The 24524-nt window shown below is 67.3% G+C and carries 17 protein-coding genes and 1 pseudogene; 4 read left to right on the top strand and 14 right to left on the bottom strand.

All coding sequences use genetic code 11. The features are described from left to right. Positions 1–64 precede the first annotated feature (64 nt). Positions 65–730, top strand: coding sequence for a response regulator AgmR (gene agmR / locus ACNFBT_RS26600; RefSeq protein ID WP_275611813.1), 666 nt, complete (start codon positions 65–67; stop codon positions 728–730). A 93-nt stretch (positions 731–823) separates the two neighbouring features. Here the strand turns inward: agmR and nahK are convergent, their stop codons facing one another. From nahK to ACNFBT_RS26565, 7 genes are all read right to left on the bottom strand, one after another. Beyond that, entirely contained in the window at positions 824–3451 is a 2628-nt protein-coding gene (gene nahK / locus ACNFBT_RS26595) for a hybrid sensor histidine kinase/response regulator NahK/ErcS' (RefSeq protein ID WP_416753760.1), read from the bottom strand. Further along, entirely contained in the window at positions 3381–4538 is a 1158-nt protein-coding gene (nosP, locus tag ACNFBT_RS26590) for a nitric oxide-sensing protein NosP (RefSeq protein ID WP_416753758.1), read from the bottom strand. The genes nahK and nosP overlap by 71 nt, the downstream gene beginning before the upstream one ends. A 950-nt stretch (positions 4539–5488) precedes the next feature. Then, positions 5489–5881, bottom strand: a complete 393-nt coding sequence (locus tag ACNFBT_RS26585) for a hypothetical protein (RefSeq protein WP_416753756.1) — start codon at positions 5879–5881, stop codon at positions 5489–5491. An 86-nt stretch (positions 5882–5967) separates the two neighbouring features. Further along, entirely contained in the window at positions 5968–7167 is a 1200-nt protein-coding gene (locus tag ACNFBT_RS26580; RefSeq protein ID WP_416753755.1) for a porin, read from the bottom strand. A gap of 302 nt (positions 7168–7469) precedes the next feature. Further along, positions 7470–9740 carry a pyrroloquinoline quinone biosynthesis protein PqqF gene (gene pqqF / locus ACNFBT_RS26575; protein ID WP_416753753.1) on the bottom strand — a complete coding sequence of 757 codons (2271 nt, stop codon included), beginning with the start codon at positions 9738–9740 and terminating at the stop codon, positions 7470–7472. A 125-nt stretch (positions 9741–9865) separates the two neighbouring features. Beyond that, positions 9866–10465: a DJ-1/PfpI family protein gene (locus tag ACNFBT_RS26570; RefSeq protein WP_416753751.1), complete on the bottom strand. Its 600-nt coding sequence runs from the start codon at positions 10463–10465 to the stop codon at positions 9866–9868. 139 nt (positions 10466–10604) lie between these two features. After that, on the bottom strand, positions 10605–11399 hold the full coding sequence (locus ACNFBT_RS26565; RefSeq protein WP_416753749.1) for an SDR family NAD(P)-dependent oxidoreductase: 795 nt from the start codon (positions 11397–11399) through the stop codon (positions 10605–10607). 103 nt (positions 11400–11502) lie between these two features. Between ACNFBT_RS26565 and ACNFBT_RS26560 the strand changes: the two genes are divergently transcribed. The 3 genes from ACNFBT_RS26560 (at position 11503) to ACNFBT_RS26550 (ending at position 14644) form a co-directional block, all read left to right on the top strand. Continuing rightward, positions 11503–12483 carry a GlxA family transcriptional regulator gene (locus ACNFBT_RS26560; protein ID WP_416753747.1) on the top strand — a complete coding sequence of 327 codons (981 nt, stop codon included), beginning with the start codon at positions 11503–11505 and terminating at the stop codon, positions 12481–12483. 96 nt (positions 12484–12579) lie between these two features. Further along, positions 12580–12993, top strand: coding sequence for a DoxX family protein (locus ACNFBT_RS26555; protein ID WP_416753745.1), 414 nt, complete (start codon positions 12580–12582; stop codon positions 12991–12993). 64 nt (positions 12994–13057) lie between these two features. Next, positions 13058–14644 carry an MFS transporter gene (locus tag ACNFBT_RS26550; RefSeq protein ID WP_416753743.1) on the top strand — a complete coding sequence of 529 codons (1587 nt, stop codon included), beginning with the start codon at positions 13058–13060 and terminating at the stop codon, positions 14642–14644. 174 nt (positions 14645–14818) lie between these two features. Here the strand turns inward: ACNFBT_RS26550 and ACNFBT_RS26545 are convergent, their stop codons facing one another. The 7 genes and pseudogenes from ACNFBT_RS26545 to ACNFBT_RS26515 all read right to left on the bottom strand — a co-directional run bounded on the left by ACNFBT_RS26545 (position 14819) and on the right by ACNFBT_RS26515 (position 24517). Further along, positions 14819–17329 carry a fused MFS/spermidine synthase gene (locus ACNFBT_RS26545; protein WP_416753741.1) on the bottom strand — a complete coding sequence of 837 codons (2511 nt, stop codon included), beginning with the start codon at positions 17327–17329 and terminating at the stop codon, positions 14819–14821. 482 nt (positions 17330–17811) lie between these two features. Beyond that, a pseudogene (locus ACNFBT_RS26540) lies at positions 17812–19116 on the bottom strand (sulfatase-like hydrolase/transferase); the annotation flags it as partial. A 37-nt stretch (positions 19117–19153) separates the two neighbouring features. Then, positions 19154–20488 carry a hypothetical protein gene (locus ACNFBT_RS26535; protein WP_416753740.1) on the bottom strand — a complete coding sequence of 445 codons (1335 nt, stop codon included), beginning with the start codon at positions 20486–20488 and terminating at the stop codon, positions 19154–19156. Then, a complete protein-coding gene (locus ACNFBT_RS26530; RefSeq protein ID WP_416753739.1) occupies positions 20485–22071 on the bottom strand; it encodes a VWA domain-containing protein in 1587 nt (528 codons plus the stop codon). The genes ACNFBT_RS26535 and ACNFBT_RS26530 overlap by 4 nt, the downstream gene beginning before the upstream one ends. A 1-nt stretch (position 22072) precedes the next feature. Further along, the gene (locus tag ACNFBT_RS26525) at positions 22073–23077 is read right to left on the bottom strand and encodes a vWA domain-containing protein (RefSeq protein ID WP_416753738.1); all 1005 of its coding nucleotides are present in this window, start codon (positions 23075–23077) and stop codon (positions 22073–22075) included. After that, a complete protein-coding gene (locus tag ACNFBT_RS26520; protein WP_416753736.1) occupies positions 23064–23570 on the bottom strand; it encodes a DUF4381 domain-containing protein in 507 nt (168 codons plus the stop codon). Before ACNFBT_RS26520 ends, ACNFBT_RS26525 begins: the two co-directional genes overlap by 14 nt. Next, the gene (locus tag ACNFBT_RS26515; RefSeq protein WP_416753735.1) at positions 23567–24517 is read right to left on the bottom strand and encodes a DUF58 domain-containing protein; all 951 of its coding nucleotides are present in this window, start codon (positions 24515–24517) and stop codon (positions 23567–23569) included. The genes ACNFBT_RS26520 and ACNFBT_RS26515 overlap by 4 nt, the downstream gene beginning before the upstream one ends. Positions 24518–24524 lie beyond the last annotated feature (7 nt).

The raw sequence follows: 24524 nt of genomic DNA, 5'->3' as shown, positions 1-24524 counted from the left end.
ACCTGAAGTAGCCTGCGACCGCAAGCCGCTCGCCACCCATAACGACAACAACGAGGTGTAGGCCATGTACAAGATCCTGATCGCGGACGATCACCCGCTGTTCCGCGAGGCCATCCACAACGTCATCGCCGAAGGTTTTCCCGGCAGCGAAGTGATGGAGACCGCCGACCTCGACAGCGCCCTGGGCCTGACCCAGGAACACGACGATCTCGACCTGATCCTGCTCGATCTGAACATGCCCGGCATGCATGGCCTGAACGGCCTGATGAACCTGCGCAACGAGGCGCCGACCATTCCTGTGGTGATCGTCTCCGCCGAGCAGGACAAGCAGGTGGTGCTGCAAGCCATCACCTACGGCGCCGTGGGGTTCATCACCAAGTCTTCGCCACGGGTGCAGATGACCGAAGCCATCGAGCAGATCCTCAACGGCAACGTCTACCTGCCCTCGGACATCATCCGCACCCAGCAGAGCTCGCCGCGACGCAGCAACCACGAGGAGCACGGCATCCCGTCGGAACTGCTGCAGGCGCTGACCCGAAAGCAACTCCTGGTGCTGGAGCGGATGACCAAGGGCGAGTCGAACAAGCAGATCGCCTACAACCTGGAGATCGCCGAGACCACGGTGAAGGCCCACGTCTCGGCGATCCTGCACAAGCTCAAGGTGCACAACCGCGTGCAGGCCATCCTCAGCGCCAGCGACATCGACTTTTCCGCCTACCTGCGCCGCTGAGGCTCCAGACCGCGTAAAGCATCCCCCCACAAACGAAACGGCTGGCGAACATCGGAATGTTCGCCAGCCGCTTGCGGCCGGGTGTCGCGCTGCTCAGTCGGTGCGGTCCAGCAGGTGGCAGAGTGCGGTCTTCAGCTTCATCGGCCTGACTGGCTTGTGCATCAGCATGTGGCCCAGCTCGCGGACCTGCTGCTTGAGCTCGTTGCTATAGTTGGCGGTGATCATCAGCGCCGGTAGCGGCGAGCCGCGCCGGGCATTGATCGAGGCGATCGCGTCGACGCCGTTCAAGCCGTCATCCAGGTGGTAGTCGACGATCAGCAGGTCGGATTCGGCGTGGAAGTTGTCCACCTGGCGCGCCAGGTCTTCTTCCGACAACGCGGTGACGACGCGGCAGCCCCAGGTTTCCAGCAGCGTGCGCATGCCGGCGCAGATCGAGGCGTCGTTATCCAGCACCCACACCCGCGAGCCGCGCAGGCGCTGCACCAGGTCGTCGGCCGTGCATTCCGGCTCGGCTGCGACGCGTGCCACGCGGCGTGCCAGGGGGACTTCGATGGCGAAGCGCGAGCCCTTGCCGGGCACCGACTCCACCTGGATGCGATGGCCGAGCATCCGCGCGATCTTCTCGACGATAGCCAAGCCCAGCCCCAGCCCACGGTCCTGGTTCAAGCGCTGCACGTCGCCGCGCTTGAACTCCTGGAATATCTCGCCGAGCTTGTCCACGGCGATGCCCACGCCGGTGTCCCAGACCTCGATCCACAGGCTGTGCCGGCGGCGCCGGCAGCCCAGCAGCACACGGCCAGAGGGCGTATAGCGAATGGCGTTGGTCAGCAGATTGCGCAGGATGCGCGCCAGCAGCTGCATGTCGCTGCGGACCGGCGCGCCACAGGGCACGAAGTCCAGCGCCAGCCCCTCGCTAGCCGCCACCTGGCGGTATTCGGCGGCGAGGTTTTCGAGCAACTCGCCGACATCGAACGAAGCGATGTCAGGCTTGATCACCCCGGCGTCCAGCTTGGAGATTTCCACCAGGGTGCCGAGCAGGTTCTCCACGTCCTCCAGCGACTGGCTGATGTTGCGCACCAGGGCTTCGCCGCTGCGTTCCTGCAGGGCACTGGTGAACAGCCGTGCCGCGTTCAGCGGTTGCAGCAGGTCGTGGCTGACGGCGGCGAGGAACTTGGTTTTCGACAGGTTGGCCTGCTCCGCCTCGCGCTTGGCCTCGCGCAGGCGCGCCTCGACCTGGCTGCGTTCGTCGATCTCGCGCTTGAGCTGGTCGTTCAGGCTGGTCAGCTCGGCGGTGCGCTCGCGCACCCGCTGTTCGAGGTTCTGGTAGGCCTGGTGCAGCGCCTCGGCGGTGCGGCGGCGCTCGGTGATGTCGCGGATCAGCACGAACAGCCCGCTCACCGTGCCGTCGGCCTGGCGGTTGGGCACGTAGGAGCGCTGCATGTAGCGCTCCTGCCCGGAGAGATTGGTCTCGGCAATCTCGAAGGTCACGCTCTCGCCCGACAGCGCGCGCTCGAAGTACGGCTCCAGGCGCTGGCAGTGGTCCTCGCTGTGCACGTCGCGCAGGTTGCGCCCGAGCATCGAGCCGCTCGGCCAGCGGTACCATTCCTCGTAGACCTTGTTGGTGAATTCGTAGTTGAGCTCGGCGCTCAGGTAGGCGATCAGCGCCGGTACCTGGTCGGTGATCAGGCGTATCCAGCGCTCGCTCTCGCGCAGCGCCTCGGCGTTGCGGTAGCGCTCGGTGATGTCGGTGAAGGTGTTGACGAAGCCACCGGTGGGCAGCGCGTGGGTACGGATTTCCAGCATCCGTCCATCGAACAGGCGCTGCTCGATCACCCCTTCCGCCTCGCCCCTGCGCGGGCGGCTGCGCGGGGTCAGCAGGGGCAGTTCGCTGTCGGCCATGACCTCGGCGAACGGCCTGTGCGCCTCGATCGGCGCCAGTCCGCAGAGTTCCAGGAAGCGCCGGTTCCACAGTTCCAGCGCGCCATCGGCGCCGACCATGGCCACGCCCTGGGACAGGTTGTCGACGGCGCGCTGCAACAGGTGCGACTTCTGCGCCACCGCCTGTTCGCGGCGGGCCATCTCGTTCTGCTTGATCTCGGTGATGTCGCTGTAGAGCACCACCAGCCCGCCGTCGCGGGTCGGCCGCTCGGTGACGCGCACCCAGCGGTCGTTGCGCAGGCGGTAGAGGGTGTGTTCATCGTCGCTGCTGCGCTGCTCCTCGACGATCAGCCCGCTGCTCTGCGCCAGCCGACGTACCTCTGCCAGTCGCGTGCCGGCACCGACGCGGGCGCGGGTCTGTGCCCAGAAGGCGCGGAAGCGTTCGTTGTAGAGGACGATGCGCTGCTGCGGGTCGAACAGTACGAAGGCGTCGGAAATGCTTTCGATGGCATCCAGCAGGTGCTGGTGCGCGGTCTCGGCCCGCAGGCGCGCATCGCTGAGCAGCTGGTTGCTGGACTTCAGCTCCACCATCGCCTCGCTCAGCGCGTCGGTACGCTCGCGCACCTGCTCGGCCAGCACCACGGAGTGCTGGAAGGCGCCATAGGCGTTGTCGCCGCGCGAGGTGGCCGATTCCACCCGCTCGATCAGCGCCGCGTTGATCCGCTGCAGCTTGCGGTTTTCGCGCTCCAGCTCGTCGATGCGCGCCTGCAGTTCAGTGTCCGCCGTTGCCCCTTGGACGGCCAATGGCGACACCGGTGAAGGTCTGGTTGATGTGCATGCCATTGAATTGCTCTCCGTAGGTGTTGAAGCCGATCACCTGCTGGCTTCGGAGAAACTCGGCGGTGTCCTCGGTATCGCCGGCCACTTCCAGCTCCAGGCGGCGCAGGAAGCAGTCGCAGCCGATGGTCAGGAGTGGCGGGCCGAGGCGTTGATGCAGGCGCCGGAACTGCGCCTGCAGCCCCGGCAGCAGCGGCCCGGTGCGCATGGCGGTGAGGACGATGCCGTTCTCCACCGCGCAGTAGAAGGTCAGGCTGAGGTCATCGTTGATCTGCTGGATCGAGCGCACGTAGTACTGGTCGCGCACCCGCACAGCCAGCGGATGGCTGGGGAACAGGGCGAAATCGAGCTGTTCCAGTGGCAGCCCGACCAGTCGCGCGTACTCCAGCGCGGCGGGCTCGGCATTGAGCTCCAGCACCCGGCGGGTTTCGCTGTCGGCGCAGGTGACCACCAGTTTCTCCTCGCGGGGCAGCACGTGGTGGGTGGTGAATACCTCGAAATCCAGCCAGGTGTTGAACAGCACCACCACGGCCGCGCCGGTGTGGAACTGGCCCTGGTAGTAGACGTGGGTGTGGGTCAGGCGGTTGTCGTCGCCGGCCGAGCCACCGAAATGCGGGATGGCGCCCAGCGCCGCGCTGAGAGCGGCGAGCACCACTTCCTCGCGGCTGGAGAGGCCATCCAGCAGGGTCAGGGCGAAGCTGTGGTCCTTGATCGGCGCAAGGCCCGCGCTGCGGCAGTCGGCCACCAGCGACTCGACCATCTGCTGGGCGTCGATCAGGCTGAAACGCTCCATCTCGTCCACCAGCGCACAGGAGATGGCGAAGCTGCGCAGGTCGAATCCCACGGCGGTGACGCAGCCACGGCCATAGCCTTGCGGGGTGATCTCCCCGGCGGTGGTGCAGCCGGTCAGGTCGATGCCGCCGAAATACTGCTCCAGCGCGGCGGCCAGCGCCGGCAAGTCGTATTCGGCGGAGCAGAAGAACAGCACGAAGCCGAGGTTGGGGTGGATCAGCTGCCGCGCCAGATCCTGGGCGACCTCCTCGACGTTGCGGGCACTGGACATGCCGCGAACGACTCCTTGTGTTTCGTGCATGGCGTGCGCCTGGTCAGGATATCGACGTTGGCATTCTACGAAGCGGTCGGGGTGCGACCCATGCTACTTGGGGCGTGGTGGGCACCTCCGAAAGTAGTGGGATACCCTCACCGTAGGAGCGGACTCCGTCCGCGATGCCTTTCGTTTTGTTTGGGTGTTTCTGCGCCGCTTCGGTGTGTGCTGGGACTTTTTGTTTCGCCCCCTCGGGCGAGCCCCTTTTGTCAAACGTCGGATAGCCGCCCTCACAAAAGGAACCAAAAGGGCTCGTCCCGGCATCCGGGTCTTCGCTTCGCTCAGACTTCCCTCCTTCCGGTATCGCTCCGAGGGTCGGCGTACAAGGGCCATCCCTGGCCCTCTACGCCTCTCGCGGCATCCATGCCGCTCGCCCCTCTGCGCAATACCTCCACTCGGCCTCCTGACGGGACTCTGCGCGCGCCTGCGACTTTGGCTGCTTCGTGCCAGATTGCTTTTCGTAGGAGCGAGCTTGCTCGCGAACAGAATTACCCGGCCGCATCAGCGTTGAGCAGTTCGCGAGCAAGCTCGCTCCTACAGAAAAGCGGTTTCCAGAGCAGCATCCGCACACTCCGGAGCGCCCCTTCAGGAGGCCGAGTGGAATCGGAGTTTCAGGGGTTGAGCGGCATGGATGCCGCGAGAGCGTCGTTGGGCCATGGATGGCCCGTCGACGCGTGCCCCTGAAACTTCGATGGAGCGAGGGGAGTCCCGCGAAGCGGGACCCGGATGATGGGGCAAAGACCTTTGGTTACTTTCTGTCGTTTGAGAAAGTGACTCGCCCGAGGGGGCGAAACAAAAGACATCCGAACACTCCGAAGCGGCGCAGAACCACAGAACAAGACAAAAAACATCGCGGACAAAGTCCGCTCCTACGAAATCTGATACACCGGAGCCTGCCTGTAGCGAGCCATGCCCGCGAACCGCCGACAAGGCCGACGTCAACTCACCGGCCAAAACATCAACGTCACCCCCAACATCCCCGCATAGAACCCCGTCTCCACCGTCTCCGTCCATGGCTGAATCCGTCGCATCGCCCCGTAGACGTGAACAACCACCATGAACAATGCCACCGCCGCCAGCACCTCGAAGGTCGTCACCAGCGCCTCCCCCGTCAGCGCCGCACGCAGCATCAGCCCTTCGACGATCAGGATGAAGGCCCCCAGGCAACGCCCGAAATACACTGCCAGGTCCGTCTGCTCCGGCACCGTCCACTGCATCACCCGCGCCCACAGCAGCGGCATGAGGAAGATGGGCAGTGCGAACACCAGGGTCGTGGCGATGGAAAGAACCAGCAGGTAACTCTGCGCATGGGCGCTCCACAGTCCGATCATGGAAAACCTTCCTTGAGATGAAGAAAAAAGGCGGGCAACCCGAGGGTCGACCCGCCGAAATGGAGCCAAAGGAGTTTTTGGGGAAGTTACCAGTTGAGCACCGCGCCCACGGCGAAGGTATCGGTGTCCTCGCTGACGGTGGAGCCCTTGCGGCCGTCGATCTCGTAGACGTTGTACTCGGCCACCAGCTTCAGGTTGTCGTTGATGGTGCGGAAGTAGGCGATGCCCTTGGTCGAGTAGTCGGCGGCAGTGCCCAGGCCGTTGCCGTCGTCGCGGGTCTCGCCAAAGGACAACGCCATGCGGTTCTTGCCCCAGGTGTAGGAGCCCTGCAGCAGCATGCCGTTGCTGTCCACTTCACGCAGCGCGGCTTCGCCGGCGTTGTTGGTGAAGAACGGGTTGATGCCCTTGGCGGTGAAGCCCGAGCCGGTCAGCGAAACGCCGCCCATCTTCGCCTGGATGCCATAGCCCAGGCCCTTTGAGGTGACGTCGTCGACTTGGTCGTTGGTGTTCTTCGAGGTCTGGTAGGCGCCGTTGACCCAGCTGTAGATCTGCGCGCCGGCCAGGTCGAACTGGTAGCTCACCTCGCTCTCGTAGCGTGGGTTGTCCTGGTAGGCCTTGTCGTCCAGGCCGTCACTGGCGTCCTTGTCGATCTGGTTGGTGTCGATCGGGTCCATGATGCCGACCGCCACGCGCAGGCCGTCCGCCAGGTTGTTGTTGCGGTAGGTGATCTGCGAGGTCGGGAACGGGTATGGGTAGCCGGTACCGATGTTGCCGAAGGACACGCCCTTGCCGTCCACCAGGCCGAGGGTGTCGCTGGCGTTGCCGAAGCCGGCGAGCAGTTCGTCGAGGAAGATGTTGGAGCGCGAGAACAGGCCGAAGTCCTTGCCGATCAGCACCTCGCCCCAGTCGCCGGCGACGTTGCCGTAGAACTGCCGCACGTCGATGGCGGTGTCGGTACCGTCCTGCTCGCTGTCGTTGATGGTTACCCAGAACGAGGAGCGCCCGGTCAGGGTCAGGTCGTCGACCTTCTTGCCGAAGTTGAAACCGATGTAGTTGGGCAGGAAGCCCATCTTCACCCGCGACTGGCGGCGGTCGAAGGTCTCGCCATTACGGTCCACGTCGCTGTTGACGTAGAAGGCGTTGAAGTAGCCGTCGGTGGAAAAGGTGGTGTCGTCCTTGTCGTACAGCTTGATGTCGGCGACGGCCGCCTGCAGGAAACCCAACGCCCCTAAGGAGACCAGGGACAGGGGCAGGAAACGGCGAATGGCGGTGTTGTTCTTGTTCATGACGCGCTCCGCGTGGGTGGGACGACTGAGGTTCAGTCGTGGCGGAGGCGATTATCGAAACGCGGCGGAACCGCCCATACGCTGCCTTCGGCGCGGTTCGCTGCTGCCTTGGCCGGGGCGCGGGGACTGCTGCGCAAGGCCATGGAGCACTCCCGACGCCGGACCGGCGACCTTGGTCGCGCAGGTATCGGCACCTTGGTCGGGTACGGAACGGCACCTGGGACGCAGTCCTTGCGGAGCCGGACAAAAGTCGCAGAAAAGCCTCCAAGGCGCGGGCCCCGGAAGTGCTGAAAGGAGGGATGTCAGGCGCGGTTGGCGAGCAGCCACCAGCCGCCGCTGGCGGCCAGCAGCTCGGCATGGGCGGCCTTGAGGTCGGCGCGGGTCAGGTGGCGCGCGGCGTCGATCAGGCGTGCGCGGTGATCGTCGGCAACGCCGGCCAGATGGTCCTGCCAGGCGTCGCCGGGGCCGACCAGGGTGGCGGCCAGGTCCTGCAGGTGCTGTTCGGAAGTGCCGTCCAGCAACGCAGTGTCGAGGAAGTCCTGCAGATGCTGCAGCAACTCGTCAGGGCCTGCGTGGGGCGATTGCACGGCAAACAGCACGCCGCGCCAGCCGGCAACCTGACGGAAACCGCAGTACAGTGCATAGCCCAGGTTGAGTTCACCGCGCATGCGCTGGTGGAAGCCGGGCTCCAGTACACGGGCAAGCAACCGCCAGCGGGACTCACTGGTGGCGTCCCGTCCGGGCACGGGGCAGAACAGCAGCAGGGCCGCCTCGCCCTCGCCCGCCCAGCGCTGCCAGTGCAACCCGCCGGGCAGCGCCGGCGGAAGCAGCGGCTCGGTGGCCCGCACGCCGGGCACGGCGGCGTTTGCCGGAAGCACCGTGTGCTGCTCCAGCAGATCCCAGCGGGCAGCCGGCCAGTCGGGAGATGCCGTAGCGTCTCCCGCCAGGGACGAGGGCAATGCGGCGAGCAACTGGCGGATCGGCAACTCGGCGGCCTGACGCTGGCGCTCACGTTGAAGCAGGCGCTCGCCCTGCTCCAGCACGGCGGCTGACGGCTGTTGCAGCACCTGCAGCGCCCCGACCATGGACTCGCCCAGCCGGTCGACCGGCCCGCTTGCCGAGAGGGCCCAGTCGCCACCCTCGTCCTCCAGCTTCAAGGCCACACCGCGCCACCGCGCCTGACCGGCGAGCGGGCGCAAAGCCAGGCGCATGGAGAGGACGTGGCTGCGGCAAGGGCGCGCCGGGAAACGCCAGCGCAGGTGCAGCGCACCCGCCTCTGCCGTGCTGGCCGGCGAAGGCGCGGGGAAGCGCCAGGAGTGTGACTCCAGAACAACGGTTTGCAGCGTCATCCGGTCGAGCAGTAGTGGGAAGCCCGCGACCTCGACCGGCCGCCCCTGCACATCCGGCCCGACCAGCAGGCGGATCATGGGCGCCTTGGCGAGCCCTTCCAACCAGCCAGTGGCCGGTGCGGCCGGCAGGCCACGCACGCGCAGGCGCAGTTGTTCCAGCGCTGGCAGTTGCTGCAAGTCCCCCGGACTGGTCGCCAGCACCTGCGCGGCGCAGTCGCCCAGGGCCCGCAACCAGTCGAGAAAGGCAGCCTCCACCAGGGCGGCAGCGCCGACCTCCGCCAGCTCGAACGTCACCGCCAGCAGCGTCTGCCCCTTGCCGCGATAGACGACTCGCAGGTTGACCTCATCCGCCACCCCGCGCTCACCCAGCCAGGCCAACAGACTGCCGGGCGAGTCGTCGCCAAGGCGCTCGCCCAGATTCTCAAGGGCCTGCTCGGCGCAGGCATCCAGGCCATCCAGCACGAACGCCAGCACCAGGCGCGGGGCTCCGGGCAGTCGCAAGGCCAGCGAGTCCTGGGTCAACGGTAGCAACGGCGGCGCGGCTTTCCGCTCCGTCGTGGGTTGCGCCGGCCAGCCCAGGCAATCCCGCTCGGCCAGTGCCTGCAGTTCGTCCAGCGGCTGCGGCCCCTGAAGCCATAGCTCCAGATTGCCGGGTTGGTAGTGCACGCGATGGAAGTGGACCAGGGCCCGCTGGAAAGCCTCGCTCTCCACCGGCAGGCTGGCGCGCCGACCAGCCACGAAGCGCCGTAGCGGATGATCCTTGGCGACGCCGGCGGCCAAGGCGGCATCAATCAAGGTGCCGGCATCCGCCGAGCGGGCGATGTACTCGGCCTCCAGAACTTCGCGCTCGCTCAACTGCGCGGCCTGGTCGAGCAACGGCAGGGCCAGCATGTCGACGAGACGCACCAGCCCGGCGCCAAGATCGGCGGCCGCCACTTCGAAGAAATAGTCGGTGGTGCGCGCCTGGGTGCTGGCATTCAACCGCCCGCCGCGCCCCTGCACCCAGGGCATCAGCCGCTGCGCCGAACGATGATTCGCGCTATCGAGAAACAGCAGGTGTTCGAGAAAGTGCGCGAGCCCCGGAAAATCCTCCGGCTCGTCATGACTCCCCGCCGCGACCCTCGCCAGGGCGGCGGCCTTCGGCGAATCCGGCGCATGCACGAGCACGACGCGCAGGCCGTTGGCCAGGCGCAATTCTCGTATCGGGGCGGAAACGGCGGTCATTTCGCTGGAGGCTCCGGTGGCGGTACAACTGTCGCCACCTTAGCGGCATTGCAGGGGAAGCAAAATACTTCCTTGGGCAGGTGCAGTCTTGCCATGCCTGGCGCCCGCCCAGCGCCCATCCTCCGTCATCGCAGGAAGGGTGCGATGTTCTCCAGGGCACGGCTGACGTAGAGCTCCTTCTCCCCCACCGGCGCGGCATGGAACAACACGCCCCGCGCGGCCTCGACATCCGCCAGGCGAGCGATGAACCAGGCCGCCAGGTACTGCGAGGACAAGCACCCGCCAGCCGTCGCGACATTGCCCTTCGCGGTGAATGGCTGATTGATCACGGCGATGCCCGCTTCCTCCACCCAGGGTTTGGTGACCAGGTCGGTGCAGGCGGGAACGCCGTCCAGCAGGCCGAGTCTGGCGAGGATGAGTGTCCCCGAGCATTGCGCACCCAGCAGTTGCCGCTCCGGGTCGAACCGGAGCCGCGACATCAGTTCGGGCGTCGCCACCACGTCACGCGTATTGACTCCGCTGCCCACCAGCACCGCATCCGCCTGGCAGGCGTCCTCCAGGGTGACCTGCGCCTCCAGCGCCAGCCCGTTCATCGAGCGCACCGTGCGTTCGGGGCTGGCGATGGATACCCGCCAGTCCGGGCGCTTCACGCGATTGAGCAGGTTGAACGCGATCAGGGAGTCCAGTTCGTTGAACCCTTCGAAGGTCAAAATGGCGATGTGCATGACTACCTCGCACGATCTCGACGGAGGGTCGGATATCCGACCTGCTCCTGGCATCCCGCTCTTTGGCGGGCACGAAAGAATGCGGGCCTGCGTTAAGTAGGCCCGCATCCCTTGTACTCCAATGTCTGCTATCGCGACATCAATTGCGATAGCGTGCGGCGGGCGTACTCAGCGACAGATTAGGCATCAGCTTCTGCCGCGCCGCCTCGTAGGCGTTCAGGTCGGCGATTTCCGGCAGGGCCGGAATGGTGGCGAATTCGCCCTGGTCGAGCCCGGACAGCGCCGCATCCACCATGTCTTCCGCCTTCATCACGATGGCCTCGGGCAGGTACTCCAGCGGGGTTCCCGCCACGCCCCAGAAATCGGTGGCGGTGGCGCCGGGCAGCACCACCTGGACCCTGACGTTCTGGTCCGCCAGTTCGTGGCGCAGGGATTGGCTGAACGCCAGGACGAACGCCTTGGAGCCGCCATATACGCCGTTCAGCACCTCCGGGGCGATGGCGACGATCGAGGCGATGTTGATCAGCGTGCCGCCGCCCCGGGCGACGAAGCCCGGAACGGCCGCATAGGTCAGGCGCGTCAGCACGTTCACGTTGAGCGTAAGCAGCTCTTCCAGCTTGTCCACATTGGATTCCAGCAGCGGCCGGGTCGCGCCGACGCCGGCGTTGTTCACCAGCAGGGTGATGCTGGCGTCGGTCCTGAGCAGCTCTTCGACCCGCGCCAGGTCGGCGCGGTCGGCCAGGTCGGCGACCACCACCTCGACGGAACGGCCGGTTTCGTCGCTCAGGCGTTGGGCCAGTGCATTCAGGCGGCCGCGATTGCGGGCGACCAGGATCAGGTCATGGCCACGGCGGGCCAGGCGCTCGGCATAGATGGCGCCGATGCCGGAGGAAGCGCCGGTGATCAGGGCGGTGCCGGGATGGGACTGAGTCATGTCGGTTCTCCAGGTTGGGTGGTACTGGAGATCAGGATGCGACGGTTTGGTGATATCTTAAATGACGTATAAGGTAGTGATTCAGGACATCGGAGTATCGACCATGCATCGTATCGGCTATCTGCTGACCGACGGCTTCCAGGTGCTCTCCCTGGCCACCCAGACGGTCTTCGAATTTGCCAACCTGGTTGCCGGGGAGCCGTTCTACAGCGTCGAGAACTTCTCCCCGGCCGGCGGCCTGGTGCGTTCCTCCCTGGGGCTTGCCCTGGAAACCCGCCCCGTGCAGGCGCCAGGGCTGGCCGATACCTGGATAGTGGTCGGGGTCAACGATCCCGTCACCAGCGAGACGCCTACCGCCGTGCTCGACTTCGTGCGCCGGGCTGGCAGCCAGGCACGGCGCACCGTCGGCATCTGCACCGGCGGCTTCATCCTCGCCGAGGCGGGCCTGCTGGCCGGGCGCCGCGCGACCACCCACTGGGCCTACGCCCAGGCCCTGCACAAGCGCCATCCGGACATCACCGTCGAGGACGACCGCATCTACATCGTCGACGGTCCCATCTGGACCTCGGCGGGCATGACCGCCGGGCTCGACCTCGCCGTCGGCATGGTGGAGAAGGACCTTGGCGCGGACGTCGCCCGCTCGGTGGCGCACAAGCTGGTGATGCACCAGCACCGCTCGGGCGGGCAGTCACAGCACTCGGAAATGCTCGACCTCTCGCCCAAGTCGGACCGCATCCAGAGCGCCCTGAACTACGCGCGCAACCACCTGAACCGCCCGCTCAGCGTCGAGGAATTGGCGGATTTCGTGCACCTGAGCCCACGCCAGTTCACCCGGGTGTTCACCGCCGAAACCGGGCAATCCCCGGCCAAGGCCATCGAGGGACTGCGCCTGGAGGCGGCCCGGTTGATGATCGAACAGAGCCGTCACTCCCTGGATGTGGTCGCACGGGAGGCGGGTTTCCGCGATCGCCGCCATATGCGCGAAGCCTTCATCCGTGGTTTCGGCGTCCCCCCGCAGGCGGTGCGCCGCGATGCGCGTGGGGTAATGGCTGATCGGCCGGGCGCCGCCGAATCCGGCGAGTAGCGGCCCGCCACTCGCCAATCCGGCACATCGATACAAGACACCCGGCGGCGCATGGACCATCTTCAATACTCCTCAACAGATCTGGAAGGTGACGCCATGCCCCGCTCTTCGACCGACTGGGCGCTGCTGTACCTGCGCGTATCCGGCTGCCTGCTCCTGCTCTGGGTCCATGGCCTGCCCAAGCTGCTGAATTTCAGCCATGAGCTGACCGTCATCGAAGACCCGTTCCACCTGGGGGCCGTGCCAACGCTCAGCCTGGCGATCTTCGCCGAAGTCCTCTGTCCCTTGCCGATCATGCTGGGCGTGATGACCCGCCTGGCCTGCCTGCCGATCCTCAGCGTATTGCTGGTGGCACTGGTGTTCGTGCATCCGGAATGGAGCGTGGCCGAAGGGCAGTTCGCCTGGCTGCTGCTGATCATCTTCGTCACCTTGCTCATCGCCGGGCCCGGTGGTTTCTCCCTGAGCGGCAAATTCTCCGAAGGGAGGGCGATGCCGGCGTGGCTGTCCTGAAGCGCCTTCCTGGTGATCGCCTATACCTGACTCACGAATTCCTTTCGAAACCCTGGCGCTGACCATGTCCCAAACCCCTACCGCTTCGTCCCCCTGGAGCCCGCTGCGCCAGGCCACGTTCCGCTGGCTATGGCTGGCCAGCATCGCCTCGAACATCGGTACCTGGATGCACGAAGTCGGTGCCGGTTGGCTGATGACCTCGCTTTCGGCCAGCCCCTTGAACGTGGCGCTGGTGCAGGTGGCCGGCTCCCTGCCGATGTTCTTCCTGGCGCTGCCGGCCGGCGCCCTGGCCGACATCGTCGACAAACGCCGCTACCTGCTGGGTGTGCAGCTGTGGATGGCGGCGGTCGCCACCCTGCTGGCAGCGCTCACCCTCCTCGGCCTGACCACGGTCTGGCTACTGCTGGGATTGACCCTGTGCATGGGCATCGGCACCGCACTGATGATGCCGGCCTGGAGCGCCACGACCCCAGAGCTGGTAGACAAGGGCGAACTACCGGCGGCGGTGGCGCTGTCCAGCGTCGGCGTCAACCTGGCACGGGCGGTCGGCCCGGCCATCGCCGGCGTGCTGGTCAGCCTGGTCGGCCCCTGGCTGACCTTCGCCCTGAATGCGCTGTCGTTCTTCGCGGTGATCGGCGTGCTGCTGGCCTGGAAACGCGAAACCAAACCCTCGGTACTGCCGGCCGAACGGCTGCTGGGCGCACTGCACGCCGGCTGGCGCTATAGCCGCAGTTCCCGGCCCCTGCAGGCGGTGCTGGTGCGCGCGCTGGCGTTCTTCCTCGGCGCCAGTGCCGGCATGTCGTTGCTGCCGTTGATCGTACGTGGCGAGCTGCACGGCAGCGCCATGGACTTCGGCCTGCTGCTGGGCAGCGTCGGCGTCGGCGCGGTGCTCGGCGCCGCGTTCCTGCCGGCGCTGCGCGAACGGCTGGGCAGCGACCGCCTGGTGGTGCTCTCCAGCGCCGTCTATGCACTGGTGCTGATCGCGCTGGCACTGCTGCGCAACCTGTACCTGCTGGTCCCGGTGATGCTGCTCAGCGGCGCGGCCTGGATCGCCGTGCTCTCCAGCCTTCAGGTGGCGGCCCAGACCTCGGTGCCGGCCTGGGTCCGGGCGCGGGCCCTGGCGGTGTACATCCTGGTGTTCTTCGGCAGCATGGCCGCCGGCGGCACCCTGTGGGGCTTCGTCGCCAGTCGTGCCTCGATCGCCCTCGCCCTGCTGTGCGCCAGCGTGGTACTGCTGGCGGGCCTGCTCGCCAGCCTGCGCTTCCGCTTGCCGGTCACCGAGGCGGAAGACCTGGCGCCGTCGCTGCACTGGCCGGCGCCGATCCTCGTCGAAGGCGTGGACCAGGAGCGCGGCCCGGTGCGGGTCACCCTGGAGTACGACATCGATCCGGCGAAGGCCGATGCCTTCCAGGCAGCGATGAAGGAGGTGCGCGGCATGCGCCGGCGCAACGGGGCGATCTCCTGGGAACTGGTGCAGGACAGCGAGAACCCGCGCCATTGGCTGGAGCTGTTCGTCGACGAGTCCTGGCTGGAGCACCTGCGCCATCACCAGCGGGTCACACGCGGCGAGCTGAAGATCGAAGCGAATGCGCGCCAGTTCCAGACCCCGGGGGTGGACATCCGTATCCGTCACTACCTCAAGGGCGCCTGATCGGGACGACGCACCCTAATCCATGCAGGCAAGGAGCAACGCTCTTTCAATGGGTACCGCCGTTGGTGGCGACAATTGGCTGTTTTCACTGCCGATGCTGGTGGCGCTGCGCGGCTTCCACGGCCGAGCGATTGACCCAGGCACCTGGGCTCAAAAGCCCGGTGCCTGCTCCCCTCAGGGCCCGCCGAGGAACCAGCGGTAGTAGGGGTTATCGCCCTCTTCCCGGGCGATCTGCCGCACGTCCCGCGCCCAGGCCTCGCGTTCGCCACGGTAGGCGTGCAGGCTCAGGCCGTAGAAGCGGCGCAGGCTTTGCCACTCGTCGTCCACCGCGCCACGGAACGAGGGTTCGGCGGCTTCCAGGGGCGGCGGCGAGCGCAGCGCGAGCAGGGTCGGCAGCACACGGGTAATTTCCCGTGAACGCACCCAGGGGGCGTACTCGATGCGCGGCTGGTCGTCGGTCACCGCCGGGGCGTCGCCGGCGTAGCGCAGAAGCCCATCGCGGTCGGTGATCCAGGTGGCCAGCAGGGCTTGCGGCGAATCGACCCCCACGGCGCCCAGGGCTGCGGCGATCTCGGGCTGTTCGAAGCGCTGGCGAATGCGCGGCACATCGAGCTGCAGCGGTTGCAGCGAGCCCACCAGCAGCATCTCGTGGAATTCGGTGGTCCACAGCGAGGCGTAGGGGAAGACGTCGATGAAGCTGCGCACCAGCGAGCGGCTGTCTTCATCGTTCTGCGTCGGCAGCGGCAACCATTGGGCGACGATGCCATTTTCCTGCAGGCGGCGGGCGGCCAGTTGGTAGAAGTCCCGCGAGTACAGGTTGACCACGCCGGCCGCCGAAGGGGGCGGCGGTTCCAGGGTGATCATGTCGTAGCGCTCGTCGCTGCGCAGCAGCTCGCGGCGGCCATCGCGCAGGCGAATCTCCAGGCGTGGGTCGTTGATTGCGCCGAAGGTTCCCTGGAAGTTCGGCGCGGCGGCCAGCACCTCGGGCAGCAGCTCGGCCACCACCGGATGCTCCAGGTCGCGGTAGCGCAGCATGGCGCCGGCGGTGATGCCGGTGCCGAAGCCGATGACCAGCGAGGAACGCGGCTCGCCACGGTGGATCAGCAGTGGCAGCAACGCCTGCAGGCGCATGTAGCGCAGCGACGGCATGGCGTCGCCGGTATTGGATACGCCCTGGATGTACAGGCGGTTGAAGCGCCGGTCGCCCTTGCCCTGCTCCACCACGGCGACGGTGCCGCCGCGTCCTTCCTGGTAGTAAGTGATCTGCCCGTTGCGCGCCGCCGGCAGCAGCTCGGCCAGGTGCCTTGGCGGCGTCAGCACCGCGGTTGCCAGGGTCGCGAGGGCTATCGCCATGACCGCGATGCGCCCGCCCTTGCCTACGCCGCTACCGCGCCAGACAGCCAGCAGGCCAATGGCGGCGGCGAGAATGGCGAGCATCGCCAGGGTACGCACCAGGCCCAGCGCCGGCACCAGCAGGAAGCCGGTCAGCACCACGCCGAGAATGCCGCCCAGGGTGTTCAGCGCCACCACCAGCCCGACATCGCGGCCGACATGCTCGCGATCCACCGACAGGCGCAGCGCCAGGGGGAACGCCGCACCCAGCAGGGTGGTCGGCAGGAATACCACGCACAGCGCGGCCACCGCGAAGCGTGCGGACATCCCCGCCAGCTCGCTGCCGCCCAGGCTCAGCACCAGCATTTCGACGCCGCTCTGCGCCGCCACCAGCCACTGGCCGAGCCCGGCGATCTGCAGGATGGCAAGCAGGCCGGCCGCCGCGATCAGCACCGCGAACACGCCCCAGGGGTCGCGGAGGCGGTCTGCCCGGCGGGCATACAACGCGCTGCCCAGCACCAGGCCGAGCAGATAGGTGGCCAGCACCACCGCGAAGGCGAAGGTGCGGGTGCTCATGAATTGCACGATGGACTGCGTCCACACCACTTCGTAACCCAGGGCGACGCCGCCGGCGAGGCAGTACAACGCGGTTGCCAGGCGCGCCGCCGGGCTGCGCTTTCCGGTAGTCGCGGCGGGCGCGGTAACGGGCTCCACGGCGCTGCGCTGGGCGAGCAGCGCCCCCGCCGCGGCCAGCAGGTTGAACGCGGCAGCGGCACAGGCGCTGCCCACGACCCCGAGGGTCGGCAGGAGCAGGAAGGCCGCCAGCAGGGTTCCCGCGATGGCGCCGGTGGTATTGGCCGCGTACAGCCCCCCGCCGGTGCGGCCCATCTGCTGAGCGTCGGGCTGCACGGCGCGCATCAGCACCGGCAGCGTGCCCCCCATGAAGAAGGCCGGTACGCCAACCAGCAGGAACGGCAGCAGCCAGGCCAGCAGGCCGACGCGGTCTTCCAGGCGCGCAAAGGGTTCGGCGGACGCCGACAGGGCCAGGGTGGCGCAGACGCCGAGAATCGCCACCAGCAACTCGAGGCCCGCATACAGGAGCACCGGACGCCGCAGGCGATCGGCCCAGCGTCCGAAGGCCAGGCCACCCAGAGCCAGGCCGGCGAAGAATGCACTGATCGCCGTGGTCACGGCGAAGACTTCGACCCCGACCACCAGCGACAACTGCTTGACCCACAGCACCTGGTAGACGAGTGCCGCGCCCCCGGAGACGAACAGCAGCAGCGCGGGGATCAGCAAGCGCGCCTGTTGGCCCTGGTGGGTGCTGCGTTCTGCGCTGCGTGAGGTACTCATGCGGGAGGAGCCGGCGGCTGAGGACATCGATTACGCCTTGTAAGACAGAGGAAAGCCCGCGACGAAAAATCCGTCGCGGGCCAGGTTCGGACACCTGTGGCAGGCGCCCATTGTGCTGCCCAGGTTACTTGGCGCCCTGCTTCATCTTCGCCTCGATCTTCGCATCCACGTCCTTGCGGACCGATTCGATGCTGAAGCTGGCCGGTTTCTGGCTCGGCGGGTACTCGACGAAGGTCTGCAGGAAGGCCGCCGCCTTGCGCTCGCCCTGGAAGATCAGGTAGTCGTTCTTGGTCAGCCAGTCGTAGTACTGATCGGAGACCACGTCCGCCCGCTCGTAGGGGTCCATGCGCAGGTTGAACATCTTGGGTACCCGCAGGCAGGTGAACGGCTCGCTCCACACCTTCAGGCCACCGGGGGCGCGCTGCTCACAGAACACCAGCTTCCAGTCGCCGAAGCGCATGCCCACCAGGTCGCCGTCGTCACTGAAGTAGTAGAACTCGTTGCGGGCGCTCTTGTCGGCCTTGCCGGTCAGGTAGTCCAGTTGGTTGTAGCCGTCCAGGTGCACCTTGAAGTTCTTGCCACCCAGATCGGTGCCCTTGAGCAGGCGGTCCTTGATGTCGGTGTCGCCCACGGCAGCGAGCAGGGTCGGGAACCAGTCCAGACCGGAGAACATCTGGGTGGAGACGGTGCCCGGCTTGATGTGGTTCGGCCAGCGGATCATCGCCGGGACCCGGTAGGCGCCTTCCCAGTTGGAGTTCTTCTCGTTGCGGAACGGCGTTGTTGCCGCGTCCGGCCAGGACCACTGGTTCGGGCCGTTGTCGGTGGTGTAGATGACGATGGTGTTGTCGCCGATCTTCAGGTCGTCTACCGCCTTGAGCAGCTTGCCGACGTCGCCGTCGTGCTCGAGCATGCCATCGGCGTACTCGTTGCCCGGCATGCCACTCTGGCCCTGCATGGACTCCCGCACGTGGGTGAAGGCGTGCATGCGGGTGGTGTTCATCCAGACGAAGAACGGCTTGTCGGCCTTCACCTGCTTGTCCATGAAGTTGATGGCGGCCGATGATGCTTTCCGGCTTGCCCGGACCGTCATCGTTGTGGACCAGCTTGGGCAGGCGCTGGATCGACAGCTGCCCGCCGCGATCCTCGAAGTGGCTGCCGAGGGTGGTGCCGATCACCTGTTCGGGCGGAATGCCGTAGACCTCCTCGGCGAAGGCGCGCATGAACGCCACTTCACCGCCGGAGACGATGTAGGTCTTGAAGCCGTGGGCACGCAGGTAGTCGAGCAGCTCCAGCATCGGCTGGAACACCATCTCGGTGTAGGGCTTGTGGCTGCGGGGATGCCTGGCGCTGGCGAACCAGCGGCGGGCGTTGCCGATGAACTCGTCGGTGCTCATGCCCGCGTGGGTCGCGGCGACGATTTCCAGGATGCCCTTCATGCCGCTCTCGGCCAGGGTCTTCTGGTCGTTCTCCAGCACGGCCTTGAACGGCTGCTGGGTCTTCCATTCCGGATGCTGGGGCGCCTGGCGCTTGACCTCCTCCAGGGCGAACAGCACCTGGAAGTACATCGGTTGCTCGCTCCACAGGGTGCCGTCGTTGTCGAACACCGCGATCCGTTCGGCGGGCGGAACATAGTCCGGGCTGCCTTCGCGGGTCACTGCTTCGACGAAACCCTCGATGGCCTGCCGCGACTTGCCATCGTTCCAGGATTGCAGGTCGGCGGCCTGGCTCAGCAATGGCAAGGCCAGCAGGAGGGTGAACAACCAGCGAGAAGCAGCGTGTCGGTGCATGTAACGTCCTTGATGGGTACCGGCCCGGTTCAGTGGCTCAGGGGTTCAGCGGCTTCAAACCGTGTTTCCCCGAAGAGGCGTTGGACCGCTGGGCGGCTGCCTGCCGCAGTTTCGGTAGCGCATCGAGCATCTCGTCCGTGGCGCCCTCGCCGCGACCGCGCCCGTAGCGAGTCCTGAGGAAACCTAGCAAAGCTTTGCGCACGGCGTCGGACAGATCGCGCGAATGCATTCTCATTTCGCGACAACCGCTCGTCCGGCGAATCCACAGATACAGGGCGCCAAGTTCAGGTGGCGTGCCGTCGAGCTGGCCGCGAATCTGCCGCCAGGCGTATTCCGGAGACGCCAGCCAAGCCTGGCGACGTGCCTCGCGCCGGCGCTTCCAGGCGTCGAGCAGCGAGGGGCCCCAGCTGCGCCAGGCATAAACCAGAGCGCCGACGAGTAGCAGCCCGCCCAGCAGGAACAACCAGTGCCCGGCAATACGCACTTGCGCCTTGCGGCCCAGCGCGCGCAGGTCCTCGGTGATCGAGAACGGCGCCTGGTAGCCGGCCGCTGCCGCCGCCTCGATCTCCAGTGCCGGCACCGACACCGTGCGCGCTTCGCCGCTGGTGGCGTCCCACCAGTGCAGCTCGATGGCCGGCAGCTGGTATTTGCCCGCCTCCTTGACCACATAGGTCACCGCATCCTCGCGGGCACCGCCGCTGACTCCGCCGCGGCCGTCGCTCAGGGGGTGGACATCGGGCGGCTGGACATAGCGCTGCAATCCGCTGATCTCGACGAAGCCGGGCGGTGGAATCAGCATCGCCTGGGCGCCTTCGGCCTCGACGTGCAGGCGGCGCTCGATGCTATCGCCGACCCGCAGCGGCTCATGGGAGCGCTTGAGGCTCTGGGTCAGGATGACCTGCCGCGCCACCAGACGTTGCGGGCCGCCCTCCCCGGCGCCGACCGGCTGGCGGGCGACGAAGCGTTGCGGTGGGCTGTGCACCGTGACCGGACCGTTGCCCTGGCCGGGCGTGACCTGGATGTCCAGCGGCGGAATCGCGAAGGAACCCGCCTGCTGCGGGGTGATCTGGTAGGTGAAGCGCAGGCCGAAGAACGGCTTGCCGCCGATCGTCTCGTTCAGGTGCACGGCCTCGCCGCCGGGCTCGGAGACCACCGCGCCGGGAAGGTTCAGCCTGGGCAGCTGTGGCGCAGCGCTGAACCAGGTGTCCACCAACAGGTCGACCTGCAGGCTGACGGTGCCGCCGACCAGGGCCGAATCCGCCGGCAGCAGCTGGCTGCGCACCTTGATCTCCGGCTGCGTGGTGGTTTCGGGTTCCGCGGCCTGCCCCCAAAGCGGCGCCAGAAGCATCAGCAGGACGGCGAGCAATCTCATGGCGCGGTCTCCCTGGCGGCATCCTGCAACTGGAACTTGCGCCGCAGGAACTGCTCCGGCGAGGTGGTCAGGTTGTTCAGCCAGAGCTGGTCAGAGCTGGCCTGCTGGCTCTTGAGTTGCACCGTCTTGCCCTTCCCGGTGTCGTTGTCGAACTCGATCTTGTCGGCCTTCTCGCCCGGCGGCCCGGCCTCCTGCTGGTCGTCACGGTCCTTCTGCAGCGCCAGGGCCAGGGCCAGATTGGCCTGGGCCTCGGGGAAGTCCGCCTGCAGGTGCAGCGCCTGGCGATAGGCCGTGATGGCCTCTTCGAACTTCGACAGACGCACATAGGTATTGCCCAGGTAGAAGTATCCCGGCGCGCTGTCCAGACGGGCGAAACTGGCCAACGCGACATCGAACTCGGCGGCGCGGTAGGCGGCCAGCCCTTTCCAGTAGGCGTCGTCGAAATGTTCGGCGGCCTGCGGATAATGCCCGTGCTCGAAGGCCCAGCGCCCCTGCTGGTCCGGGGTGAAGAAGGCATCCGTCAGCGCGCCGGCTTGTGCGGGTTGCGGCGGGAAACCCAGGCTCAGGGCCAGCAGCACGCCGCTCAACCAGTGCACCCGCCAACCACGGCGCACGCTGAACAACGCCAGCAGCAACAGCGGCCAGCACAGCCAGTAGCCGGCGTCCTTCCAGTGCACCTCTTGATCGTCGCCACTCACTGCCTGGAAGTGTTGCTGCGCGTGCAGCTCGACCCAGTCCAGGACGTCGTCGTTCAACGTCAGGCTGCCCAGGGGCGCATTGGCCGCATCGGCGAGGCGCTTGAGGCCATCCGCGTCGAAGCGACCCATTTGCGGCCGCCCCTGGTCATCGAGCCGCGATTGCCCCTTGCCGGCGGCCAGCAGGCCGCCATCGCGGCTGCCGACGGCCAGTACCAGCACCTGCAAATCGCTGCCTTTCAACTGCTGGCCGATGGCATCGAACTGGCTGGCATCGGCGCCATCGGTGACCAGCACCAGGGTGCCCGGGGAGCGCTCGGCCTCCAGCAGGCGCTTGGCGAGGCGGATGGCGCCCAGCGCGTCCTTGCCGTTGCGGTCGATCAGGCGGGTCGACAGGGCTTGCAGGAAGCTGTCGAGCAGCGCCGGATCATCGGTGGCAGGCAGCACCAGGTGCGCGCTGCCGGCATAGGCGATCAGCGCCACGCGGCTGCCGGCGCGGCGCTGGATGAGGTCGTGCAGCTTGTGTTTGGCGGCGGCCAGGCGCGAGGGCGGCACGTCGTCGGCATCCATCGAGGCGGACAGGTCCACGGCGAGGATCAGCGGTGCGCGGTTGTCGAGGAAGTCCGGCCGGTCCTGCTCCCAGGTGGGGCCGGCGGCCGCCACGCCGCCCAGCACCAGCAGCGCGGCCAGCAGATGCACCGGGCGCAGGCGCTGGTTGTCGCTGGGCGTGATGACCAGGTGCTGCAGCAGATGCGGCGCGATGATGCCGTCGAGCCGGCGCGTCAGGTCGTGGCGACGCGCCCATAGCAGCGGCAGGAGTACGCCGGGGATCAGCACCAGCAGCCACAACGGACGCAGGAAGTGGAAGGCGCTCAAGTCGATTTCCATTTCAGCCCTCCTCCGCCGTCGCCCGCCGCCGGCCCGGCGCGCTGGCCCGCGAAGCCAGTGCCGCCACGCCGTGGGCCAGCAACAGCGCGAGCAGCGCGGCGCCCAACGGCAGCCAGAACAGGTCGCGCTTGGGCTGGTGGCTGAGGGTCTTCACCCGGTGCGGGGTGATCTGGTCGAGGGTCGTGTAGACCTGCTGCAGCGCATCGCGGTCGCTGGCGCGGAAGAACCGTCCGCCGGTGGTGGTGGCGATATTCTGCAGGGCCTTCAGGTCGACCTTGGCCTCGCCGCTCGCCTCGGGGTCGCCGATACCGATGGTGTGCACCACGATGCCCCGGTCGCGGGCGATGGCCGCCGCGTGGTCCGGGGTGATGGCGCTGCCGGTGTCGTTGCCGTCGGTGAGCAGCACCAGCACCTTTTCCTGCTCCTGGGCGTTGTCGAGCAGTTTCACGGTCAGGCCGATGGCGTCGCCCAGGGCTGTGTTCGGCCCGGCCATGCCGATGCCCACTTCGTCGAGCAGGATGCCCAGGCTGGCGTGGTCCAGGGTCAGCGGCGCCTGCGGGTAGGCGGCGGTGCCGAAGACGATAAGGCCGATGCGGTCGTCCTTGCGCTTGGCGATGAAGTCGCGGACCACGCCCTTCACCGCCGTCAGACGATCCACCCGGGAACCGTCCGGAGCGTCGTAGTCGGTGGTCTGCATGGATTGCGAGATATCGATGGCCAGCATCAGGTCGCGGATCGGCTGTTCGCGTTCGATGGGTTTTTCCACCAGCACCGGCCGCGCACAGGCCGCGAGGACCAGCGCCCACACCAGCAGGTTCAGCGGCAGTTGCCAGCGTCCGCCGCTGGCACTGCCGCTGCCCGGCACCTGCCCGGCGGCCTGGCTCATGGCCGCGAAGAACGGCACGCGCAGCGCGCTGCGGGCCTCGGCATAGCGCCCCAGGTAGCGGTAGGCCAGCCAGGGAAGCGGCAGCAGGAACAACAGCCAGGGATAGTCAAACTGCCACACGGTGAGCCTCGATCCATTGCCGGCACGCGTCGAGCAGCGCGTGCACTTCGTGATCCGCCAGCGCCGCGATGCGCTCCGCCGGGGCATAGGCCAGCAGCGCCAGGCGCTGGGCGAAATCCTTCGGCAACGGCGCGGTGGCGTGACGCTCGAGGAAGGCCTGCCACTGACTCCCCCCCAGTTGCGCCGCCGCGCCGCCAGCCGGCATCGACAGGGCGACGCGCTTGAGCAGCTGCGGCAGCTCGCGCAGCGCGGCCAGGCGGCTCTGCGGGGCGCCCAGCGCCTGTACCAGTTCGTCGAGCCGGGCCAGCGCCTCGCGCCGGTAGCGATCACGCCGCCAGCGCAGGTAACGCCAGACGCACCAGGCCGCCAGCAGCGCCAGCAGCACGAGCGCCAGGGCCAGCCAGCCCCAGGTCTGCGGCCAGTAGCTGGCCGCCGGCACCGGGAGAGCCAGCTCGCGCAGTTGATCGATCCGGGGAACCGCCGCCGTGCTCATCGCACCCCCGCCGTCAGGCGGCCCAGCTCGGCCCGCAGCTGGTCGAGACTGTCGCGCCCGGTGCTGAACATCATCAGCGGCACCTGGCTGCGCCGCAGCAAGGTGGCCACGTCCTTCAGGCGCCCGGAGAGGAATTCGCCCAGGGGCCGGTGTACCTGGCGCCGCTCCACTTCCAGCTCGACCTGCAGCTCCCCCTGGGTCACGGTCACCCGGCCCCGGTCGGGCAGCTTGAGGGCGATGGGGTCGAACACCTGCAAGGCCAGCACGTCGTTGTGTGCGTTGAGCTGGCGCAGCAACTGCAGGGTCTGCTCGGACACCCCGGCGAAGTCACTGACGATCACGATCAGGTGATCGTGCCCGGCGATGCTCAGGCATTCGCGCAATACCCGGTCCAGCTGGCCGGGCGATTCGTCCTCCGTGCGCGTGGCGTGCAGCGCGTGGTTGTGGCGGACGATGGCCGAGCACAGCGCCTCGACCCGCGAGCGGCTGCGCAGCGGTCGTACGTGCTCGACCTTGTGGTCATCGAAGACAATGCCACCGACCCGATCACCGGCGTGGAATGCCATCCAGGCGCCGATGGCGCCCAGTTCGGCGGCGGTCACCGACTTGAAGTTGCGCTCGGAGCCGAAGTACATGCTCATGCGCTGGTCGACCAGCAACAGGGTCGGCCGGTCGCGCTCCTCGGTGTAGCTGCGCACGAAGGGTTTGCCGTAGCGCAGCGACGCACGCCAGTCCAGGTGGCGCAGGTCGTCGCCGGGGTTGTACTGGCGCAGCTCGTCGAAACTCAGGCCACGGCCACGCAAGCGCGCGGCATGGTTACCGGACAGCACGCTGGACAGCGGCTGCCGCGAGAGGAAGCTCAGGTCGCGCACCCGATGCTCCAGCAGCATCAGTTGCGGCAGCGAGGCGTAGACGAAGCCGTCGGCGCTGGGGCGTTGCTCCTGCATGGCAGCC

The organism is Pseudomonas sp. NY15181 (genome assembly GCF_048068055.1).
GTDB lineage: Bacteria > Pseudomonadota > Gammaproteobacteria > Pseudomonadales > Pseudomonadaceae > Pseudomonas.
This window is presented reverse-complemented; position numbering and strand designations above follow the sequence as displayed.

Coding starts and splice junctions, on each gene's coding strand:
- ACNFBT_RS26520 (WP_416753736.1), bottom strand. CDS start 23,570: ATGAGCACGGCGGCGGTTCCCCGGATCGATCAACTGCGCGAGCTGGCT.
- nahK (WP_416753760.1), bottom strand. CDS start 3,451: ATGGCATGCACATCAACCAGACCTTCACCGGTGTCGCCATTGGCCGTC.
- ACNFBT_RS26585 (WP_416753756.1), bottom strand. CDS start 5,881: ATGATCGGACTGTGGAGCGCCCATGCGCAGAGTTACCTGCTGGTTCTT.
- ACNFBT_RS26555 (WP_416753745.1), top strand. CDS start 12,580: ATGCCCCGCTCTTCGACCGACTGGGCGCTGCTGTACCTGCGCGTATCC.
- agmR (WP_275611813.1), top strand. CDS start 65: ATGTACAAGATCCTGATCGCGGACGATCACCCGCTGTTCCGCGAGGCC.
- ACNFBT_RS26580 (WP_416753755.1), bottom strand. CDS start 7,167: ATGAACAAGAACAACACCGCCATTCGCCGTTTCCTGCCCCTGTCCCTG.
- nosP (WP_416753758.1), bottom strand. CDS start 4,538: ATGCACGAAACACAAGGAGTCGTTCGCGGCATGTCCAGTGCCCGCAAC.
- ACNFBT_RS26535 (WP_416753740.1), bottom strand. CDS start 20,488: ATGAGATTGCTCGCCGTCCTGCTGATGCTTCTGGCGCCGCTTTGGGGG.
- ACNFBT_RS26545 (WP_416753741.1), bottom strand. CDS start 17,329: ATGAGTACCTCACGCAGCGCAGAACGCAGCACCCACCAGGGCCAACAG.
- ACNFBT_RS26515 (WP_416753735.1), bottom strand. CDS start 24,517: ATGCAGGAGCAACGCCCCAGCGCCGACGGCTTCGTCTACGCCTCGCTG.
- ACNFBT_RS26530 (WP_416753739.1), bottom strand. CDS start 22,071: ATGGAAATCGACTTGAGCGCCTTCCACTTCCTGCGTCCGTTGTGGCTG.
- ACNFBT_RS26550 (WP_416753743.1), top strand. CDS start 13,058: ATGTCCCAAACCCCTACCGCTTCGTCCCCCTGGAGCCCGCTGCGCCAG.
- ACNFBT_RS26560 (WP_416753747.1), top strand. CDS start 11,503: ATGCATCGTATCGGCTATCTGCTGACCGACGGCTTCCAGGTGCTCTCC.
- pqqF (WP_416753753.1), bottom strand. CDS start 9,740: ATGACCGCCGTTTCCGCCCCGATACGAGAATTGCGCCTGGCCAACGGC.
- ACNFBT_RS26570 (WP_416753751.1), bottom strand. CDS start 10,465: ATGCACATCGCCATTTTGACCTTCGAAGGGTTCAACGAACTGGACTCC.
- ACNFBT_RS26565 (WP_416753749.1), bottom strand. CDS start 11,399: ATGACTCAGTCCCATCCCGGCACCGCCCTGATCACCGGCGCTTCCTCC.